The sequence below is a fragment of the Pelagibacterium montanilacus genome (assembly GCF_003992665.1).
In the GTDB taxonomy this organism is placed as follows: domain Bacteria; phylum Pseudomonadota; class Alphaproteobacteria; order Rhizobiales; family Devosiaceae; genus Pelagibacterium; species Pelagibacterium montanilacus.
Window position 1 is genome coordinate 99,134 of sequence record NZ_RZMX01000001.1, and the last position, 18,869, is coordinate 118,002.

At 63.8% G+C, this 18,869-nt stretch carries 20 protein-coding genes and 1 pseudogene; 12 read left to right on the forward strand and 9 right to left on the reverse strand.

The genetic code is table 11. From position 1 onward, the window contains the following. Positions 1–50: 50 nt before the first annotated feature. Positions 51–1,058 (forward strand): flagellar motor protein MotA, encoded by a 1,008-nt coding sequence (locus EO136_RS00495; RefSeq protein WP_127142511.1) that lies wholly within the window; start codon positions 51–53, stop codon positions 1,056–1,058. A gap of 9 nt (positions 1,059–1,067) precedes the next feature. Then, positions 1,068–2,096, forward strand: a complete 1,029-nt coding sequence (locus EO136_RS00500; RefSeq protein ID WP_127142512.1) for a peptidoglycan -binding protein — start codon at positions 1,068–1,070, stop codon at positions 2,094–2,096. Between the two features lie 37 nt (positions 2,097–2,133). On the opposite strand, the gene EO136_RS00505 is transcribed toward EO136_RS00500, so the two are convergent. The 3 genes and pseudogenes from EO136_RS00505 to EO136_RS00515 form a co-directional block, all read right to left on the reverse strand. Beyond that, positions 2,134–3,951, reverse strand: a complete 1,818-nt coding sequence (locus EO136_RS00505; protein ID WP_127142513.1) for an ABC transporter ATP-binding protein — start codon at positions 3,949–3,951, stop codon at positions 2,134–2,136. 97 nt (positions 3,952–4,048) lie between these two features. After that, a pseudogene (locus EO136_RS00510) lies at positions 4,049–5,056 on the reverse strand (aldo/keto reductase); the annotation flags it as partial. Between the two features lie 21 nt (positions 5,057–5,077). Beyond that, on the reverse strand, positions 5,078–6,886 hold the full coding sequence (locus EO136_RS00515; RefSeq protein WP_164730372.1) for a sensor histidine kinase: 1,809 nt from the start codon (positions 6,884–6,886) through the stop codon (positions 5,078–5,080). 216 nt (positions 6,887–7,102) lie between these two features. Between EO136_RS00515 and EO136_RS00520 the strand changes: the two genes are divergently transcribed. Continuing rightward, positions 7,103–7,870, forward strand: a complete 768-nt coding sequence (locus EO136_RS00520) for a Crp/Fnr family transcriptional regulator (protein ID WP_127142516.1) — start codon at positions 7,103–7,105, stop codon at positions 7,868–7,870. Positions 7,871–7,992: 122 nt separating this feature from the next. Further along, positions 7,993–8,217 carry a 50S ribosomal protein L31 gene (gene rpmE / locus EO136_RS00525; protein ID WP_127142517.1) on the forward strand — a complete coding sequence of 75 codons (225 nt, stop codon included), beginning with the start codon at positions 7,993–7,995 and terminating at the stop codon, positions 8,215–8,217. 73 nt (positions 8,218–8,290) lie between these two features. On the opposite strand, the gene rcdA is transcribed toward rpmE, so the two are convergent. After that, the gene (rcdA, locus tag EO136_RS00530; protein WP_425466576.1) at positions 8,291–8,809 is read right to left on the reverse strand and encodes a protease adaptor protein RcdA; all 519 of its coding nucleotides are present in this window, start codon (positions 8,807–8,809) and stop codon (positions 8,291–8,293) included. Positions 8,810–9,130: 321 nt separating this feature from the next. Beyond that, entirely contained in the window at positions 9,131–9,313 is a 183-nt protein-coding gene (locus EO136_RS00535) for a DUF1192 domain-containing protein (RefSeq protein ID WP_127142518.1), read from the reverse strand. A gap of 62 nt (positions 9,314–9,375) precedes the next feature. Between EO136_RS00535 and EO136_RS00540 the strand changes: the two genes are divergently transcribed. The 3 genes from EO136_RS00540 to EO136_RS00550 all read left to right on the forward strand — a co-directional run bounded on the left by EO136_RS00540 (position 9,376) and on the right by EO136_RS00550 (position 12,075). Continuing rightward, positions 9,376–10,398: an NAD(P)H-quinone oxidoreductase gene (locus EO136_RS00540; protein ID WP_127142519.1), complete on the forward strand. Its 1,023-nt coding sequence runs from the start codon at positions 9,376–9,378 to the stop codon at positions 10,396–10,398. A gap of 112 nt (positions 10,399–10,510) precedes the next feature. Next, on the forward strand, positions 10,511–11,251 hold the full coding sequence (locus EO136_RS00545; RefSeq protein WP_127142520.1) for a DUF1013 domain-containing protein: 741 nt from the start codon (positions 10,511–10,513) through the stop codon (positions 11,249–11,251). Between the two features lie 62 nt (positions 11,252–11,313). Next, positions 11,314–12,075, forward strand: coding sequence for a sulfite exporter TauE/SafE family protein (locus tag EO136_RS00550; RefSeq protein WP_127142521.1), 762 nt, complete (start codon positions 11,314–11,316; stop codon positions 12,073–12,075). Positions 12,076–12,173: 98 nt separating this feature from the next. On the opposite strand, the gene EO136_RS00555 is transcribed toward EO136_RS00550, so the two are convergent. Then, positions 12,174–12,353, reverse strand: coding sequence for a YdcH family protein (locus EO136_RS00555; RefSeq protein WP_127142522.1), 180 nt, complete (start codon positions 12,351–12,353; stop codon positions 12,174–12,176). 144 nt (positions 12,354–12,497) lie between these two features. On the opposite strand from EO136_RS00555, the gene EO136_RS00560 reads away from it, so the two are divergent. Then, positions 12,498–12,713, forward strand: coding sequence for a YdcH family protein (locus EO136_RS00560; protein ID WP_127142523.1), 216 nt, complete (start codon positions 12,498–12,500; stop codon positions 12,711–12,713). 11 nt (positions 12,714–12,724) lie between these two features. Here EO136_RS00560 and EO136_RS00565 read toward each other — a convergent pair whose 3' ends face one another. Both EO136_RS00565 and EO136_RS00570 read right to left on the reverse strand, forming a co-directional pair. After that, a complete protein-coding gene (locus tag EO136_RS00565) occupies positions 12,725–13,597 on the reverse strand; it encodes a hypothetical protein (protein ID WP_127142524.1) in 873 nt (290 codons plus the stop codon). Then, the gene (locus EO136_RS00570) at positions 13,584–14,360 is read right to left on the reverse strand and encodes a GNAT family N-acetyltransferase (RefSeq protein ID WP_127142525.1); all 777 of its coding nucleotides are present in this window, start codon (positions 14,358–14,360) and stop codon (positions 13,584–13,586) included. The genes EO136_RS00565 and EO136_RS00570 overlap by 14 nt, the downstream gene beginning before the upstream one ends. A gap of 148 nt (positions 14,361–14,508) precedes the next feature. Here EO136_RS00570 and EO136_RS00575 point away from each other — a divergent pair, with 148 nt between their 5' ends. Then, positions 14,509–15,327 carry a siderophore-interacting protein gene (locus tag EO136_RS00575; RefSeq protein WP_127142526.1) on the forward strand — a complete coding sequence of 273 codons (819 nt, stop codon included), beginning with the start codon at positions 14,509–14,511 and terminating at the stop codon, positions 15,325–15,327. A gap of 111 nt (positions 15,328–15,438) precedes the next feature. Here the strand turns inward: EO136_RS00575 and EO136_RS00580 are convergent, their stop codons facing one another. Continuing rightward, positions 15,439–16,722 carry a phospholipase D-like domain-containing protein gene (locus tag EO136_RS00580; protein WP_127142527.1) on the reverse strand — a complete coding sequence of 428 codons (1,284 nt, stop codon included), beginning with the start codon at positions 16,720–16,722 and terminating at the stop codon, positions 15,439–15,441. 181 nt (positions 16,723–16,903) lie between these two features. Between EO136_RS00580 and purE the strand changes: the two genes are divergently transcribed. From purE to rpsU, 3 genes are all read left to right on the forward strand, one after another. Further along, a complete protein-coding gene (gene purE, locus EO136_RS00585) occupies positions 16,904–17,368 on the forward strand; it encodes a 5-(carboxyamino)imidazole ribonucleotide mutase (protein WP_127142579.1) in 465 nt (154 codons plus the stop codon). Beyond that, complete coding sequence (locus tag EO136_RS00590) at positions 17,361–18,449, forward strand: 5-(carboxyamino)imidazole ribonucleotide synthase (RefSeq protein WP_127142528.1); 1,089 nt, start codon at positions 17,361–17,363, stop codon at positions 18,447–18,449. Before purE ends, EO136_RS00590 begins: the two co-directional genes overlap by 8 nt. Before the next feature lie 142 nt (positions 18,450–18,591). Beyond that, positions 18,592–18,813 (forward strand): 30S ribosomal protein S21, encoded by a 222-nt coding sequence (gene rpsU, locus EO136_RS00595; RefSeq protein ID WP_127142580.1) that lies wholly within the window; start codon positions 18,592–18,594, stop codon positions 18,811–18,813. The last annotated feature ends 56 nt before the right edge of the window (positions 18,814–18,869 follow it).

Consider the following 18,869-nt stretch of genomic DNA (forward strand, 5'->3'; position numbering starts at 1 on the left):
AGGTCCATGCAGCCTGATTAAGCTTGCGCGCGAACCGCGGAGCCGAACTGATGAGCCAAGCCTACGACCCCTACAACCTCGCCAGCCCGGCGGTCTATCTGATCAAGATGACCATCTTCCTGGTGCTCGTTGCCATGGTGGCGATCATCCTTGCCCCACAGTTGCTCGATGCGTTCTGGGCCAATCCATTCATTAACGGCCTGATCCTGTTCGTGCTTCTGATCGGCATCGTGCTTTCGTTCAGGCAGGTGGTGCGGCTGTTCCCAGAGGTGAACTGGGTGAACTCGCTCCAGGACGATCCCGGGGTCGCAGCCCGGCGCCAGCCGGTTCTGCTCGCGCCCGTGGCCGCGATCATGCGCGACCGGCTCGGAGAGACGGTCATCACCCCGGCCTCCATGCGCTCGATTCTCGATTCGGTGGGGATCCGTCTGGACGAGGCCAAGGACACGGCGCGCTACCTCACTGGACTGCTGGTCTTTCTGGGCCTCTTGGGCACGTTCTACGGCCTGCTCCAGACCGTGGGCGCCGTCTCGGGCGTCATCCAGGGCCTGGACGTCGCATCGGGCGACACGGCCAATGTCTTTGGCAGCCTGCGGGACGGGCTCGAAGCCCCGCTCGAGGGCATGTCGATCGCTTTCGCCTCCTCGCTGTTCGGTTTGTCGGGATCGCTGGTGCTGGGCTTTCTGGACCTCCAGGCCGGCCAAGCCCAAAATGCATTCTACACCGATCTAGAGGATTGGATGAGCTCGATGACCGAGCTCGACCATCCGATGACCACAATGCAGGCCAATACTTTCGGTGTGTCCGGATCCGAGATGCAGCAGATGTTCGAGCGTCTGGGTGCGACCATGCAAACGCAGAACTCTTCCCAGAACGCCATCCGCGCGATGGCGGAACTGGCCAAAGGCATTGATGGGCTGGTCAAGCACATCCGGGCCGAGCAGGAGGACCTTCGTGCCCATATCGCCGAGCAGTCTGAGGTCAACCAGCGACTGCATCAGTTGATCGATGTGCTTCTGCAGGATGACAATCGCCCCAAGGACGGGCACAACCGCTAAGGGAGACCCATGGCACTCGTCCGCGGCCGCGCTTCGTCGGAACGTCCCAGCTTCTGGCCGGGTTATGTCGATGCCCTGTCCAGCCTCCTGCTGGTCATCATCTTTCTGCTTTCGATATTCATGATCGCCCAGTTCTTCCTCAATCAGGAAATTCTGGGCCGGGACAACGCGCTTCAACGCCTCAACGCCCAGGTCGCCGAGTTGAGCCAATTGCTCCAGCTCGAGCGGGCTGCCGCGTCCGAGCTCGAACTGACAATCGCCTCGCTGGGCAGCGCGCTGGAGACTACCGAGGCTGAGCGCGATTCGCTCGAGGACCAACTGGCCGGAATCGGCTCGGGGCTCGATGATTCCGAAGCCCAGATCGCCGGGCTCGAATCAGAGCTCGCCGATGAGCAGGATCTGTCACGGGAGGCTCAGGCGCAGGTGGCGCTGCTCAACCGGCAATTGGCCGCCCTGCGCCAACAGATCGGCGCACTCGAAGCCGCGCTTGACGCCTCCGAGCTTCGCGACCAGGAAAGCCGCACCCAGATTTCCGACCTCGGACGCCGGCTCAATGTGGCTCTGGCCCAACGCGTTCAGGACCTGTCGCGATATCGCTCGGACTTTTTCGGACGGCTGCGTGAAATCCTCGAGGGCCGCTCGGACGTTCAGGTGGTGGGCGACCGCTTCGTATTCCAGTCCGAGGTTCTTTTTGGCGCAGGCCAGGCGGAAATCTCCACGGAAGGCGAAGATCAGATCGCCCAGCTTGCCCAGGCTATCCTGGAGCTGGAAAGCGAAATCCCAGCCGAGATTCCCTGGGTGCTGCGCATTGACGGCCACACGGACCGCCGCCCCATCTCAACTCCGCAATTCCCATCGAACTGGGAGCTCTCGGCCGCCCGCGCCATCTCGGTGGCCAAGCTTCTCGTGGAACAGGGCGTGCCGCCCAACCGGCTGCTTGCTGCCGGCTTTGGTGAATTCGCCCCGCTCGATCCGGGCGACAATGACGACGCCTATCGCCGCAACCGCCGGATCGAGTTCAAGCTGACAGAAGCCTGAGGCAAGATTGGGATACGGGAGGGCTGCCCGCCGCCCCTCAGACGGCCTCGGCTGCCGCGAGGCGGAACTGCAGGCGGGCCAGTTCGGCATAACGACCGCCCTTGCGCACCAGCTGATCGTGGGTTCCCTGGTCGATCAGGCGCCCCTTCTCGAGAACGAGGATGCGGTCGGCATTGCGGATCGTCGCCAGCCGGTGCGCGATCACCAGCGTTGTCCGGCCCGCCATGAGGCGCTCGAGCGCCTTTTGCACCAGATGCTCGCTCTGAGCGTCGAGCGCGCTGGTGGCTTCGTCGAGGAGCAGAATGGGCGCGTCCTTGAGCAGCGCCCGAGCGATGGCCACACGCTGCTTCTGTCCCCCCGAAAGCATGACACCACGTTCGCCGACCACCGTGTCGAACCCATCAGGCATAGGGGTAACGAATTCTGTGACGAGCGCCGCCTCGGCGGCGGCCCTGATCTCGTCCATGGTCGCCGAAGGGCGCCCGAACCGGATATTGTCCGCGATAGTGCCGGCAAAGATCACCGGCTCCTGGTCCACCGAGGCGATCCTGCGGCGCAGTTGAGCCGGATCGGCATCGCGCACGTCGACGCCATCGACCGTGATCGTACCGGTCCGCACGTCATAGAACCGTTGCACCAGCGCAAAGACCGTCGACTTGCCCGCGCCTGACGCCCCCACGAGCGCAACCGTCTCGCCCGGGGAAACCGCAAAGCTCAGCCCTTCGAGTATCGGCGCGCCGGTGCGCGAAAGATAAGTAAAATCCACGCCCTCGAAGGCGAGGCTCCCCCGCGCCGGCTCGGGAAGTGCGATGGGGTCGGACCTGACAGGAAGTCCGGGTTCGGTGTCGAGCAACTCGATCAGCCGTTCGGTGGCGCCCGCCACCTGCTGAAGCGTACCCATCAGATCGCTCATATTGGTCAGAGCGCTCGTCGCGATCACCGCATAGATCGCGAACTGTGTGAGCTCGCCCACGGTGAAGGTGCCGTTAAAGACCGAGAGACTGCCCCACCACACCAGCGCGACGAGCGCACACATGGCCACGAACATCACGAGCCCGATCAGCAGCGAGCGGGCCAGAAGCCGAGAGAGCTCTGCCTTGTAGCTGGCCTCGGCGAAACGGGAAAACAGCCGGCGCTGCTCGTTTTCCTGAACGAAGGATTTGATGGTCTTGACCGAGGACAAGGCCTCGGTGGCCATGGCCGAGAGGTCGGCCAGCGAATCCTGGGTCAGCCGCGACACCCGCCGCATGCGCCTGCCCATATAGACCAGCGGCAGAACCATCACCGGAATGACAGCGATCACTCCGGCGGCGAGCTGAAAATTGGTCAGAAACATCATCCCCACCGCGCCGACCAGCAGGATCAGCGAGCGCAGGGCGAGCGACGCGGACGAGCCTATGGCCTGGCGGATAGTGGCCACATCGGCATTGAGCCGCGAGGTGAGATCCCCCACCCTGTTGGTGTCAAAAAACGTCGCATCCAGCGTCAGCAGATGGTCAAACACCGAGCCGCGCAGATCCGCGATCACCCGCTCCCCGATGACCGAGATGAAATAAAAGCGCGCCGCAGCCGCAACTGCCATGACCAGCCCGATCAGAACGATCAGCCAGGCATAGCCCGCAACCACCTCGAGATTGGACTGCACGAACCCGTCATCAATGAACCCGCCGGCCAGATAGGGGATCGAGAGCGAGGCCACCGCAGCGACCACCAGGAAGACGATGGTGAGCGTAAGCCGCACGGGATAGCGCAGCAGGAAGGGAACCAGCCGGCGCAATGGCTTGAGTTGAGGGGGACGATCCGCTGACGCGAGCGTGCGGGTCTGCTCTTGTGGGTCTTGTTCGGTATCCGACATGCGCTCGCAGTGCCCGGGGGCGGTTGCTGTTGGGCCTAGATAGGCCCCTCCAGCCCAGCCCGCAACCCGTCAGTTGCCAGAGCTGGGGGTCACGGTGTCACAGACCTTGCCCAGCGCCCTCGTCGAGCCAGGCGATCTCTTGGGGCGTCAGAACGATATCGGTTGCCGACAGCGAGTCCTCGAGTTCGGCAACCGACCGGGGACCGATCAGCGGCAGCACCGAAAACGCCTGGTTGAGGCAATAGGCCAGCGCGATGTGGATCGGGCTTCGGCCCAGCCTGTCCGCCAGGGCCAGGGCGCGCTCGCGCCGGGCGAAATTGGCCTCGGAATACCAGCAGCGCACCAGCTCGGCATCCTCGAGCCGGTCGCGCCCCGCCCGATCCGTGAAAAAGCCGCGCGCCTGGCTGGACCAGGCCAGATTGACGATGCCCGTTTCCGAAAGCCAGCGCCCCCATAGCGGGCTGCGCGCCGACACACATCCCGGCCAGACCGGATCGACCATCTCGGCGAGGGAGAAATTATTCGAAAGGACCCCCGGCAGCCTCTTGCCCGACGCGCGGGCATAGGCGATCGCCTCGTCCATGCGTTCGCGGGTCCAGTTCGAGCCACCGAATGGGCCCCTGATTCGCCCGGCCGATACCTGTGCATCCATGGCATCGACGAACTCGCCGACGGGGACAGCCGGATTGTCGCGATGCATCAGATAAACGTCGACATGGTCGGTCTGAAGCCGCGCGAGGCTTTCATCGAGCTGCGCGGAAATCACTTCGGGATAGGTATAGGGAGAATGAGCACCCTTGCCGATCACCACCACCTCCGACCGCACGCCCCGCTCGGCCATCCATTGGCCCAAAATCGCTTCGGTCCGACCCTCGCCATAGATGTGCGCGGTATCGAGCACGGTTCCGCCCCGCGCGAGGAAGCCATCGAGAATAGGCGCGGCGTCGGCCAGCGATTCGAACGCTTCGAATCCCAGCGCCACGCGCGAGACGGGCTTTTCGATACCTCGAACCGCGGGCGTTCTCACCGGGCCATTGGCGATGTTTGGGTGCGCGCTTTGCTGTGCCATGGTGCATCCTCCGGTTGTCCCGGAAGTCTTGCACCATGACGTACGGCGATCAAACCGCTAGTTTTCAAGCGACCTGGTCGGAACCCGCATCGTAAAGACCAGACCTTGTGGTCTCCACTCGTGCTCGATCTGGGCGGCGAGTTGCGCGGCGGCAGCACGGCGGGACATGGCGGTGCCGAATCCCTGCCGGGTCGGAGCCCCATCTATGACCGGCCCTCCCCGCTCGGACCACACGATCCGCACGTCATCGGTTCCTGACACGCAATCGACCGTGATCCGTCCACCCGGATTGGACAATGCTCCGTATTTGATCGCATTCGTCGCCAGTTCATGGAAGACCAGCGCCAGCGTCGTGGCCGCATTGGGGCCGACACTCGTGTTCCCGCCCCTGACCTCGATCTGGTCCGCCTCGTCCTCGCGATAGGCGGCGAACAAGGTTTCAAACAGCCCCGCAATGGTATGGGACCCCTCCACGCCGCCGCTTGGCACCGTGGCCGGGCGCACGAATTCGTAGGCACGCGAGAGGGCCTCGATCCGCGCCCGCAGAAGGCCCGCGAACGGTGCGGCCTCGGGCATGGTGCGCGAGGACAGAGACACCAGGCTCATGATCAGCGTGAAGATGTTCTTGATCCGATGAGAAAGCTCCCGCGCGACCAGTTCGAGCTGCTCTTCGGCCGATTTCAGGTCGTGGATATCGGTGCAGGTTCCGAACCAGCGCTTGATGCGGCCATAGCCGTCCCTGACCGGCTGGGCGCGTCCGATCACCCAGCGATACTGGCCAGAACGGTGCCGAAGCCGGTACTCGATGTGATAAGGCTCGCCCGTTTCCAGCGAGTGCCGCCAGCGCGCCCAGGCCCGATCCTGATCGTCGGGATGAAACATGCCGCTCCACCCTTCCCCGTCGGTCGATCCTGCGGGAACGCCGGTGAACTCATACCAGCGCGAGTTGTAGTAGTCGTGGAACCCGTCGGGGCGCGTGGACCAGATCATCTGGTCGATCGAATTGACGATGGCCTCGAACTTGGCCTCCGATTCCCGCCATGCCTCCTCGACCTTCTTACGATCGGAGATGTCAAAGACCATGCCGGGAAAGCGCACCGGATGGCCTTTGCCGTCCTGGATGCAGCGCCCGCGCGCAAAGACCCAGCGCATCTTCTTGTCATAGCCGATGCAACGGTATTCCTCGGCGAACTCGGAGTTCTTGGCGATCGCGTCCTCTATCCGCTCGGACACCCGATGACGGTCGTCGGGATGGATGCCATCAAGGAAGGCCGAAATCGGCGGATTTGTATCCGCGAGCGAGGGATCGATTCCAAAGAGCGAGGTAAAAGTGGCATCGGCGTAGACGTGGTCGTTGACCAGATCCCAGTCCCAAATGCCGACCCCGCGCGCCGCTTCCAGCGCCATGCGCAGGCGCTCTTCGCTTTCTTCCAGCAGCGCTTCGGTGCGCCTCTGTTCGGTGACATCCGAGAACGAGACGATAAAGCCATCGCCTGCCGGATGAGCGGCAGCACGGAAGATCGCGTCGAGGTGCTCGTGGGCGTAGGTGAATTCGCTGCTCCAGCGCTCGCGCGTCTCGGTGACCGCACGATAGGCGTCGAAGAGACCAGCCTCACGGTTGCCCGGGAGCTTGTCGAGCAGCTTGGCACCCAAAAACCATGACCGTGGCCGCCCCAGGAGGGTTTCAGCCATCTCATTGGCATGGGTCCAGCGGAAGTCGACGATCCGGCCGCCCTCGTCCCGAACGCTCTCGAAAATCATCACGGCATCAGATGCAGCATCGATCACCGATTGCAGCATGCCTGCTGCATCGTCCGCCGCTCTGCGCGTCCTGACATCGGCCTCATGTCGGGCCCTATCGGTCATGTGTTGTATCCGCCTGATCGCCATGCGGGACTGCTGCGCCTGGTGTTGCAGACGGCAGGCCCTGGAACTCTCGCGCCGTGCCCGCCCCGCACCGCTGCTCAATGTTCAGTTCTAGACATAATCGTTCCCAGTGTCCGTCCACAAGTGAACATTTGAGCTCGAACAGCGTAGAAAGATTGTTTTGGGCCTCTGTCGCGCACCATGAAAGGATCGCCAATGCCAAGCTCGGGAAGCCATGAACCGGGGAACAACCTTCTTGCGGCGTTGCGCCCCAGCGACCGGGCGATCATCGACCCCCTGCTTCAGGACTGGCAGGCCGAGGCCGGCACCATTCTCTACGAGAAGGGAGACTCGGTCAGATACGCATATTTTCCCAGAGGCCACAGCCTCGTCTCCCATTTGGTGGTTCTCGAGGAAGGACGCACCGCAGAGACCGCCATGATCGGCCGCGAAGGCGCGCTGGGCGGCATTGTGAGCCAGGGGCATGTGCCGGCCTTCGCGCGCGCCGATGTCCGCCTCGGAGGCATGTTCTACCGCATAGCTCTGACCGATCTTGAGGAGGCAAAGGCCAGCTCTCTCACCCTGCGCCATCTCTTTGCCCGCTATGCCGACTGCCTGATGGCCCAGATCTTCCAATCGGTTGCCTGCAGCGCCATGCACTCGATCGAACAGCGCACTGCCAAATGGCTGATCGCGGCGACCGGCCGCTCGGGCGAGCAGAGCCTGCCCATCACCCAGGAGGAACTCGCCGCCATGCTCGGGGTTGGGCGCTCCTATATCAGCCGCACCCTGGGCGGGCTCAAGGCCCGCAACATCATCACGCTGGCCCGCGGTCGCCTCACGGTTATCGACCCCAAGGCACTGCATGGCCTCGAGTGCGAGTGCAACGCAACGGTCTGCGGACATTTCGAAGAGGTGCTGGCCGGGGTCTATCCCGAGGCCAATGGACACGGAAAGGCCTGGGGAAAAAGCGCTGCCGTCTGAAGCATCGGCCAAGTGATTCACGGGCCTTGCGTTGGCACGCGCCTTTGGGTACAAGGCTGCAACTTTTGTGCGATACCACAAGTCCGGGCGCTTATGCGCCCGTTTGATTTAGGGCCCCGACCATGAAAAAAGATATCCATCCCGACTACCATTTCATCACCGTAGTGATGACGGACGGCACCGAGTACCAGACGCGTTCCACCTATGGAAGCGATGGGGACACGCTGCAGCTCGACATCGACCCCAAGACCCATCCGGCCTGGACCGGCGGTTCGGGGCGCCTTGTGGACCGCGGCGGCCGCGTTTCGCGCTTCAAGGAAAAGTTCAAGGGCATCCTGGGCTCATAAGCCCCGCTCAAGGGGTGTGCTCGATCGAACCCGGCGTCCGCGCCGGGTTTTTTCTGTTCTGCACAAGAAGAGGTCAGCGGCCGAAAGCGGCTTTGAGGCGATCGAGCTGCGCGTTGACCGCATTTTCCGCCGCGGGCATGGCGGTTGCGCCTTCGCCCTTTTCCGCCGATTCGAAGCGGGTCACCCGCTCGAACAGACTGTCGCCCCGGGCGATATAGGCAAGCATCCTCTCGGGCAGGGCTTCCCAGCCCGGACCGCCGCGCTCGGAGGGGAGCGCGGAGAATTTCACCTTCGCCTTTTCCTCGCGCGCCTGCTCGACGCTGAGCTCCCCGGCGCTGACCGCCCTGTGCAGCAGCAGCCAGGATGCGAGCTGCATCAAACGCGTGGTCAGGCGCATGCTCTCGGTGGCATAGACAAAGGAAGCCTCGCGCGGCAGCGCTTTGGCTTCATCGCGCCCGTCTCCGTCCAGATAGGCGGCAACTTCCTCGATCAACCCCATGCCCTCATGATAGAGCGCATCAAAGCCTCCCGCCGCCATGCGGCGCGCGATCAGAGAAATCGCCTTTCCCGAACTGCGGTCGTGCCCGTCCAAACGGCCAAGTCCCTTCTGGTGTGAAACCTCAGAGAGTCACTCTAGAGCCTAATTGGCAAGAGGTCATTAACGCCGACAGCCCGGCAGGTCCATGCGCGCATCGGTCCCCGGAAAAGAAAAAAGAGCCGTCGCGAAACGGCTCTCGAAAGTTAACAGGGAGGCGTCAAACAGAGGGAAGGAACCGCTCTGAAAAACCCAGTAAAAACTGGATGAGGAAAATCTAACCCGATCAGGTTAATTTTAGCTTAATGCGACGCGCTTTCTTAACCCTGACAACTTGTGAACGTTTGGGTTGGACCCGCGGCGGGGCACCCGAGGGCTTCAAATCTTGAAGACCGATTCCGCCGCTTCACGGCCCGCAGCCTTGCGGACACGCTCGGCTTGCAGCCTTTCGATCTCCCCGCGCAACAGCGCGATGCGCTCGTCGATTTCATCCACCGACATGGTATCGAGCACCATGCCGATCTCATGAAGGGCAGGCTTGCGCCGGACATCGTCTTCCATTGTTCTGGCCTCTGGTTCGCAACGGGCGAACCAGAGTCTGCACCAGCCGCCTGGAGAGGTCCATGAAAATCCCGACGACCATGAGCGCCATCGCCATATCCCGCCCCGGGGGCCCCGAGGTTCTCGAGCCCGCCACTGCCGCCACCCCGACTCCGGCCGCAGGCGAGGTGCTGATCGCGGTCGCCGCCGCTGGGGTGAACGGACCCGACATCTCCCAGCGGGCCGGCGCCTATCCTCCGCCAGCCGATGCCTCACCACTGCCCGGGCTGGAGGTTTCCGGGACTGTCGCCGCGTGCGGAACCGAGGCGTCACGCTTTGCGGTGGGCGATCACGTGGTGGCGCTGTGCAACGGTGGCGGCTACGCCGAGTTTGTCGCCGTGCCCGAGGGGCAGGTCCTGCCCCGCCCCGCCAGATGGTCCTGGTCCCAAAGCGCTACCCTGACCGAGACCTTCATGACCATACAGCAGACCCTGGTGGAGCGGGCCGGTCTGCGCGAGGGGCATTGGGTGCTCGTACATGGTGGCGCCGGAGGCATCGGTGCCGCCGCCATCCAGATGTGCCGCCTTTTTGGCGCCAAGGCCATCGCCACCGCCGGCACTGGGCAAAAGGCGGACTACGCTCGGGAGATGGGCGCGCTCGAGACGATCGTCTATCCCGATGAGGATTTCGTCTCTCGCGTCCGGGAGATCACCGGGGACCGGGGCGTGGACATCGTCCTCGACATCGTGGGCGGGAGCTATGGAAACCGCAATCTCAGGAGCCTCACCCGTGGCGGCCATTTGCTGCAACTGGCCGTGCGCGAGGGGGCGAAATCCGAGATCAATCTGGGGCTCGTTCTGATGCAGCAGTTGACCATTTCCGGCTCGACCCTGCGTCCGCAATCAGCCGCGACCAAGGCGCGGCTTGCCGGCGGGCTGGGAAAGACCGTCTGGCCCGCGATCGAACGGGGCGCGGTCGTGCCGCCACGCATCCGCACCTTCCCGCTCGCCGACGCGAGCGCCGCCCACACCGTCATGGAGAGCGGCGACCACTTCGGCAAGATCGTGCTCGTAACCCCATACGGCATGAGCGATACAGATGATTGACGTTGCATGGGAGGGGCCATCTGCCTATAGTATGCGCAAATTCCCCCTCATACCCGTTCGGCGAGGCGGGCGGTCCGGAAAAACCCGGGCCGCAGCACAGGAGACTCATATCATGGCGACCCAATTGCTCATGCCCAAGGCGACCGCTGTCTGGCTGGTCGAAAACACGGGCCTCACATTCAAGCAGATCGCGGATTTCTGTACGCTGCACCCGCTCGAGGTCCAGGGCATTGCCGATGGGGACGTGGCCGGCGGCATCAAGGGCGTGAGTCCGATCCAGAACGGCCAACTCTCACGCGAGGAGATTTCGCGCGCGGAAGCCGACGAAAACCACCGGCTGCGCATTTCCGAACCCAAGGTCAAGGTCGCGGCCCCCAAGCGCCGCGGCCCGCGCTACACCCCCACCTCGCGCCGCCACGAGCGCCCCAATGCGATCAAATGGCTGGTCCGCAACCACCCCGAACTCAAGGACGCCCAGATCATGCGGCTGGTGGGCACCACCAAGTCCACGATCGAGTCGGTTCGGGACGGCTCGCACTGGAATACGGCGAACCTGCAGGCCATGGACCCGGTGACCCTGGGCCTGTGCAGCCAGGTTGAGCTCGATATGGAAGTGCGTAAGGCCGCGCGCAGCGCCGGCATCACCGAGGATGCCCCCGAAGGGACCCGCCTTCTGAGCGCCGAGGAGGCCTTGCGGCGCGCCCAGACCGACGATGACGGCGACGCTGCTCACGAAGGCGCCGCACCCGATGCAGCCTATGACGCCGATTTCGAGGCGGATTCGGTCTTTGCCAAGCTCAAGTCCATCAAGGGCGAGCCCGAAACCGATACGGACGATACCGACCGGGGCTGAGCCAAGGCGCCCCATGCACCCCAGGGATCGGCACCGCTCCCGTCGATGAGAAAGCTGCATCCGTGCTGACCGATCCCGTCTTTCTCGCCGTCGCGGCCTTGGCCGTCTTCATCGTCGGATTGTCGAAATCGGGCCTGCTGGCCGGCATGGGCGTGGTCGGCGTGCCCTTGCTGACCCTGGTGATTCCAGCGCGTGATGCCGCTGGCATGATGCTGCCGCTTCTGCTCGTGATGGACGCCATGGCGCTCTATGTCTATCGCAAGGAAGCGGACTGGCGGATTCTTACGATCCTGCTGCCCGGCGCGCTGATCGGCACCGCCATCGGCTGGGGGCTGTCGGCGTTCGTCAGCGAAGCAGCGGTGCGGCTGATCATCGGAGTGATCGCCCTGGCCTTCGTGATCGACGCGGTCTTCCCCATCCGCAAGAAGCTCAAGGACCTGCCTCCCTCCCGGCCCTGGGGCACGTTCTGGAGTTCGGTTTCAGGATTCACCAGTTTTATCAGCCACACCGGCTCGCCCCCGATCCAGATCTATCTTCTGCCCATGAAGCTGTCCCCGGTGCGTTATGCGGGGGTCAATGCGGTGTTCTTCGCTTTTGCAAATGCGCTCAAGCTGGGCCCCTATTACACCCTCGGCCAGCTTTCGGTGACCAATGTCACCACCGCGCTGGCACTGATTCCGGTCGCGATAACGGGGATCGTCGTGGGGGTATGGCTGGCCCGCCGCATCGACCAGGGGCTCTTTTACAAGATTGCCTATGTGCTGATCTTCCTGCTGGCCATCAAGCTTCTCTATGATGGGATCACCGGGCTGATCGCCGGCTAACCGGCGCGCGGCATGAAAAAAGGCCCCGGCACGAAGCCGCGGCCTCACAGTCTTATCGGTCAAGAGAGCCGATCTGAACCGTCAGTGATGTGTCGCACTCAGTGGGTGATGGCCCCGGTGTTTGCACGCGACATCTGGTCCTTGAGTTCCAGCTTCTTGCGCTTGAGAGCGGCGATCAGCAGAGCGTCGCGGGCCGGGTGCCGCAACTCCTGCTCAATCTTGCGTTCAAGGTCCTGATGCCGCCGCTCGAGGGAAGTGATGAAAGCCTGTGAGGTCATGTTCACTCCTTTAATCCATAGGACAACAATATCGTCACAAACTTTCCCGTCTTTGTCCAATGGCAAATCTATGGCATCTAGGTCATTTTACGGCCCCGATCATGGAACCCGGCGGTGGCTCGACACGAATCTGAGGGCGGGGCAATGTTGCCACTCGACACCGAACAGCAGGCACGCCTCGGACTTGAACTCGCCACCAAGCGTCAGGAGCATGGCGATCTCGATGCCGCCATCCGCACCCTGTCGGCAACCGGCGTCGCCGACGCCACCCTGATCCAGCGGCTCAAGAAGCGCAAGCTCGCGCTCAAGGACCGCATCACCCAACTCGAGAATATCCTGCTGCCCGACATCATCGCCTGAGACCGTGCCCGTCAGTCGGGCACCACGGCGATATGAAGATGGTCCTGGTGAAGCGCGTCGGTGAACGAGCGCCCCCCGAACCCGTCCAAGGCCCAAGGACTGCCGATCCGCACCACTTCGGGCTGGTCATAGAGCCACTCGACGAACGCTTTGGTACCGGAGCCCTCGTGCCTATCGTCGATCACCAGGCGGTCGCCGAGGCGATAGACATCCACCGCGCGCCCACGCGTGTGGTCGCTCAGCCGGTCCGTGCCGAATACCTCTCGGGGATGGCCCGACATCAGGGTGACGACGCCATAGTCGGTTTCCTCGGCCATGCGCGCCATGATCTTCAGAAGATTGGACGATATCCCGCCCCGGAAAATGTCCCAGCGCGCGGAATCGGGCAGTTCGATCCTTGGATCGTTGAGCACGCTCAGGGCAGCGTGCGAGAGAGCCCCGGGCGGCACGATCCGTTGGCCACCGGCCGATGCCAGCGCCTCGAACTGCCATGCCCCACCCTCCGACCGGGCGAGCCTTATATCGAGCGTACGAATCTCTCCCCGTACGCCCTCGGGAGTGCCGACCAATTGCTCCACGACCACCATAACCGACGAGCGCCCGGGCGTGAGCCCGCCCAGTTGTGGATAGATGATGCGCCCGCGCGACCAGGAGCCCGGAACATGAAGCGTTCCGGCGAGCCCCGACGCTTTCGCGCCGGCGGCCGGCTCAAGTCGTGTGGCTATGTCGGCAACGCCTTCGCCGGCCTCATATGTCGTGAGCGTCAGCGCTATCGTGCTGGCCAGCGCCTTGGCCTGAGCCTCCGGCTCGTTGGACGACAGAGGCTCGGCACCGCCCTGATGGGGCGCCAGCGGAACGATTGCCGGTGGCTCAGCGGTGCTCACCTGCGCGCGCGGACTGGAGTGTTCGGGAAGCAGCCAAAGGGGAAGTAAAAGCACCGCTGCCCAGACGAATAGTGCGGCGATTGCCCCTGCCTTCATGAACCCGCGCCTCCTTGAGCATAAGTCTGTATTCGCGAACAGTTGAACCGTCCTGCCCGGCCCGACGCCCCACACAAAGGCACCCGATCCGTTCGAAGAACGGCGCACCAAGGCCCCCCTCTTCGGTGACGAGAGTGACACGGTCGACGCCCTGCCGGCGGGCCTGAGCCTTGAAACTCTCCACGAGTTCGCGGCCAATACCCTGCCGCCGGGCTGCCGATCCGGTCACGATGTGGCTGAGCACCGATACCGACGGCGCAGCTCCTGACGGCGCCCCGGCCGCGCCCACGGCACCCGATTGGGGAAGAAGGTACCGGCCCAGCGCCCGGCTATATCGCCCGACCCGTGTGCGCAGAAACGACAGAGCGAGCCTTGGACGCAAGCTCATTGACACGCCGCCCCAGAGCGCAAGCCGCCAACCGCAATTGCGGACCACCCACGCGTAATGCCGCGCGTTCGATGTGGTCCCGAACAGAGCCCCCAGCACCTTGCCTTCGGGCGAGCGCGCAACGAGGGCTATCCCGTAAGGGGAAAGCGCGAAGCTCTCCTGATATCGGGCCAGAAACGACTTACCAAGGCGCGGGAACAGGCCAAGTTTCAGGTATTTCTCGTGCAACCGCGCCGTCTCCGGCAAGTCGGCTTTCTGGAGAGGTTCGATGCTGACCATGGTGCGGCCTTCCCGCGTTAACCTTTTGGTGAGGGTTCAATGCGCCAGCGCCGCCTGTGTTCCCGAAGATCGAACCAAGCGCCAATCGCAATTAGTTGACAACATTGATCATGATTTTTAGGCAGGAGCGTCAATCGCTGGAGGCACCATGGCACCCGACACTCCCCCCCGCGGACCCGAACGGATCCGCCACCCCCTCAAGCTGCGCATGGCCAGCGTCCTGACCGTGACCCGGCTCACGCCCGCCATGGTGCGCGTGGTGCTTTATTCTCCCGAGTTTTCCGATTTCGCCAGCCTGGCCCATGACGATCACGTCAAGCTCTTCTTCCCGGCATCGGGCAGCAAGACCTTGCCCGAGCCGCAGGCCGGGCCCGACGGGCTGCGCTTTCCCGCAGGCGAACGCCCCCAAGCCCGCGATTATACGCCCCGCGCCTTCGACACCGGGGCCTGTACGCTGACGATCGATTTCGTGCTCCATGGCGAGGGTCCGGCAGCACGTTGGGCTGCTGCGGCGCAGCCCGGGGATGTGATCGGCGTCGGGGGCCCCCGCGGATCGTTCGTCCTGCGCGGGGCGTTCGACTGGTACCTGCTGATCGGGGATGAAGCCGCCCTGCCCGCCATCGGGCGCAGGCTCGAGGAATTGCCCGCCTCAGCCAAGGTGACGGCCCTCGTCTCGGTCGCCAACGCCGCCGAAACCCAGCGGATTGAGGGGCCACAGGGTTGCGAGATAAAATGGATCCTCCGCGACGGCAACGACCCGTCCGATCCCGCGCCTCTCGTCTCGACGCTCGAAGCAACGCCCCTGCCCTCAGGCGAGGGCTATATCTTTATTGCCGGGGAGGCCTCGGTGAGCAGAGCCCTGCGCGAGCACTTCGTTTCCAGGCTGGGGCACAACCCGGACTGGATCAAGGCAGCGGGATACTGGCAGGCTGGCGAGAGCGATTTCGACGACGGCCACGCCCACTGAGGGCAGAGCTGGAGCGTTTCCAGGAAAAGTGGAAACACTTTTCCGGTTCGGAGCCGCGACACATCAAGAACTTGGCGCTCCTGTTCTGATTCAATCAGATCAGGATGTGCTCTAGAGCTGAACCCGAAAGTGGCTCCAGAGCCAGTCCGTGACCTTTTCCTGCCAGGGGCGGTTCTCCCATTCGCTCAGTGACACTTCGCGGGCGCGCGACACATCCTCGTCGAAAAGCGCGATCTGGCCGGCAGCGAAGCGCGGATCAAAGACGTTGAGATTGGCTTCGTCATTGAGCCGGAAGGACCGCTCGTCGAAATTTGCGGACCCCACGCTGACCCAAGCCTCGTCCACGATGATGACCTTGGCATGGTACATGGTGGGATCGAACTCGAAGAGCCTGACGCCGGCCTCCAGCAGCCGGCCCCAGGAATGACGCGAGGCGCTCTGGACGAGCTCCTTGTTCATGTGCTCCCCGGGCATGAGCACGAAGACCTCCGCACCCCGCTCCCGGGCATCGAGCAACTGGCCGATCGCGATCTCGTCGGGCACGAAGTAGGGCGTGCCGATCCGGATGACGTCCTGAGCTGCACTCAGCGCCGTCATCACCATCAGATGGGTGAGATTGCGCTCCCCGACGCTGGAATTGAGCAGTTGGGCCGGCACGTCCCCGGCTTGCTCGAGCGGGGGAAAAAATTGCTCGCCCTCGAGCAACTCGCCTGAGGTTTCGATCCAGTTGTCCTGAAAGGCGCCCTGGAACTGGGCGACAATGGGGCCGGTGATCCGGTAGTGGGTATCGCGCCACTCGGCGGGCCCACTGGCGTCGCCCCGCCACTCGTCGGCGATCCCCACGCCCCCGGTAAAGGCGACCTCACCATCGACCATGAGAATCTTTCGGTGAGTCCGGTTGTTGATCCTGTCGACCGTGTACCACTGGAGTGGCCGGAACCGTTCGACCTTCACCCCGGCAGAGGTCATCGCATCGACGAGCCCGGGCTCCATGGGGACGCTGCCCTGCCAGTCGAGAAGCACCCGGACCTCAACGCCCTGCTGGGCACGATTGGCCAGGGCCTCGGCAAAACGCTCCGCGATCTCCCCACTCCAATAGACATAGGTCTCGAAGTTGATCGACGCCTGCGCCGATTCGATCTCTTCGAGCATCGCCTCGAAGATCTCGTCGCCATTGACCAGAGTGGTGATGGCGTTTCCGGGCACGATATTGGGCGGGAACAGCCCGTCCATGGCCCGCGCAAACTCGGCCGAGCCGGCCGTCATCCGCGGCGGGACGGGGCCCTTGAGCTCATGGGGCGGCGGAACGAAACTGTTCAGCAATTGGACGACGATCGCGCCGAGCAGAAATGCCGCGAGGCCAACGAAGATGCGTGATGAAAATATGCGCGCCATTGCCCGACCGGTCCGATTGTCGGCGGACCATAGCCCGCTGGTTCCGGCTCTGCCAGCGTTCAGCTTGATGACAGGGGCGAATTCGCGTACAGCCACGGCTTGACGTGCCGGGGCCGCCGGCACATGGACCGGACGTGGAAAGAGGGCTCGCGTGTCGACTTTTCCTCCCATTGCCATCGTCATGGGCAGCCAGTCGGACTGGCCCACCATGCGGTTCGCCGCCGAAACGCTTGAAGCGCTCCGGCTCGATTACGAGGCCCGGATCGTCTCGGCCCATCGTACACCCGAACGGCTCTACGGTTTCGCCACCCGCGCGCGCGACGACGGGTTCAAGGTGGTGATCGCCGGCGCGGGCGGAGCGGCACATCTGCCTGGCATGATCGCCTCGATGACCACCCTGCCGGTGCTCGGCGTTCCCGTCGAATCCCGGGCCCTGCGCGGGGAAGACAGCCTGCTTTCGATCGTGCAGATGCCAGGCGGCATCCCGGTGGGCACGCTCGCAATCGGCAAGGCCGGTGCCATCAACGCCGCGCTCCTGGCCGCCTCCATACTGAGCCTGTCCGACGAGGGGCTCGCCGAGCGGCTCTCGGACTGGCGCAAGGCCCAGACAGCGGCCGTTGCGGAGTTTCCCAAGGACGATGACTGATCACGCACCGCTCCCTGCCGGTTCGACCATCGGCATTCTCGGCGGCGGCCAGCTCGGTCGCATGCTCTCGCTCGCCGCCAGCCGCCTGGGGTTCAAGACCCGCATCTACTGCCCCGACCCGGCCAGCCCTGCCTTCGACGTGACCCCCTCGAGCATCGTTGCTGGCTATGAGGACGAGGCCGCGCTGGAAGGCTTTGCCCGCCTGGTGGACGTGGTGACCTACGAATTCGAGAATGTGCCGCTCTCGACCGCCGAGATGGTCGCTCGGCACGCGCCGCTGCGCCCTGGGGCACGCGCCCTTGAGGTCAGCCAGGACCGGCTGACCGAAAAGGCATTCCTTACCGACGCAGGCATAGCCGTGGCGCCCTATCGCGCGGTCGCCGACCGGGAGGAACTGGAGGACGCGCTCGAGGACATCGGCTATCCCGCCGTTCTCAAGACCACCCGGCTGGGCTATGACGGCAAGGGCCAGCGCACCATCCGGACCCAAGAGGATGCAGCTTCTGCGTTCGAGGCGATCGGCGGCGTCCAGCTCGTGCTCGAAGCCTTCGTGCCCTTCGCGAAGGAAATCTCGGTGATAGCCGCGCGCTCGCTATCGGGAGAGGCGGTCTGCTACGATCCCGCCGAGAACACCCATGAGAATCACATCCTCAAGACTTCGCGCGTGCCCGCCGACATCGACGGCCCGGCGCTCAAGGCTGCAATAAAAGCCGCCGGCACCATCGTGGAGGCGCTCGACTATGTGGGCGTGATGGGCATCGAGTTCTTCGTGCTTGCCGATGGCGGCCTGCTGGTCAACGAGATCGCGCCGCGCGTGCACAATTCAGGCCATTGGACCGAGGCGGTCTGCGTGACCGACCAGTTCGAGAACCACATCCGGGCGATCGCCGGCTGGCCGCTGGGCACCACCCTGCGCATGGCCGATGTGGTGATGGAGAACCTGATCGGCGACGAGATCGAGGACCTGGCCGGCCGGATCAACGGCGGCACCCGCCCCCATTCCTACGGCAAGGCCGAGGCGCGGCCGGGCCGGAAGATGGGGCATCTCAACCACGTCGCCCTGCGCGCGGACGGCAAATAATCACTGCCGCGTGGTGGACAAGACCCGACTCTTCTGGTAGTTACCGCGCCCACGGTGACTGACATGTGTTGGTCGGCGTCGGAGCCTTTATGCCGACGCATGGTTTCAACTGACTTTGATTTTTGAAAGGGCGGTGTTCCGCGTGCAAGTAGTCGTTCGCGATAACAATGTCGATCAGGCGCTCAGGGCGCTGAAGAAGAAGTTGCAGCGCGAAGGCGTGTTTCGCGAGATGAAGCTGCGCAACTATTACGAGAAGCCTTCCGAAAAGAAGGCACGCCAGAAGGCCGAGGCTATTCGCCGGGCCCGCAAGCTGGCTCGTAAGCGCGCGCAGCGCGAAGCAGGTCTCGTCGGCGGCCGTCGCTAACGCGACTGTTCGGCATCGAACGTATTTGCAAGAACGCCGTCCCTCGGGACGGCGTT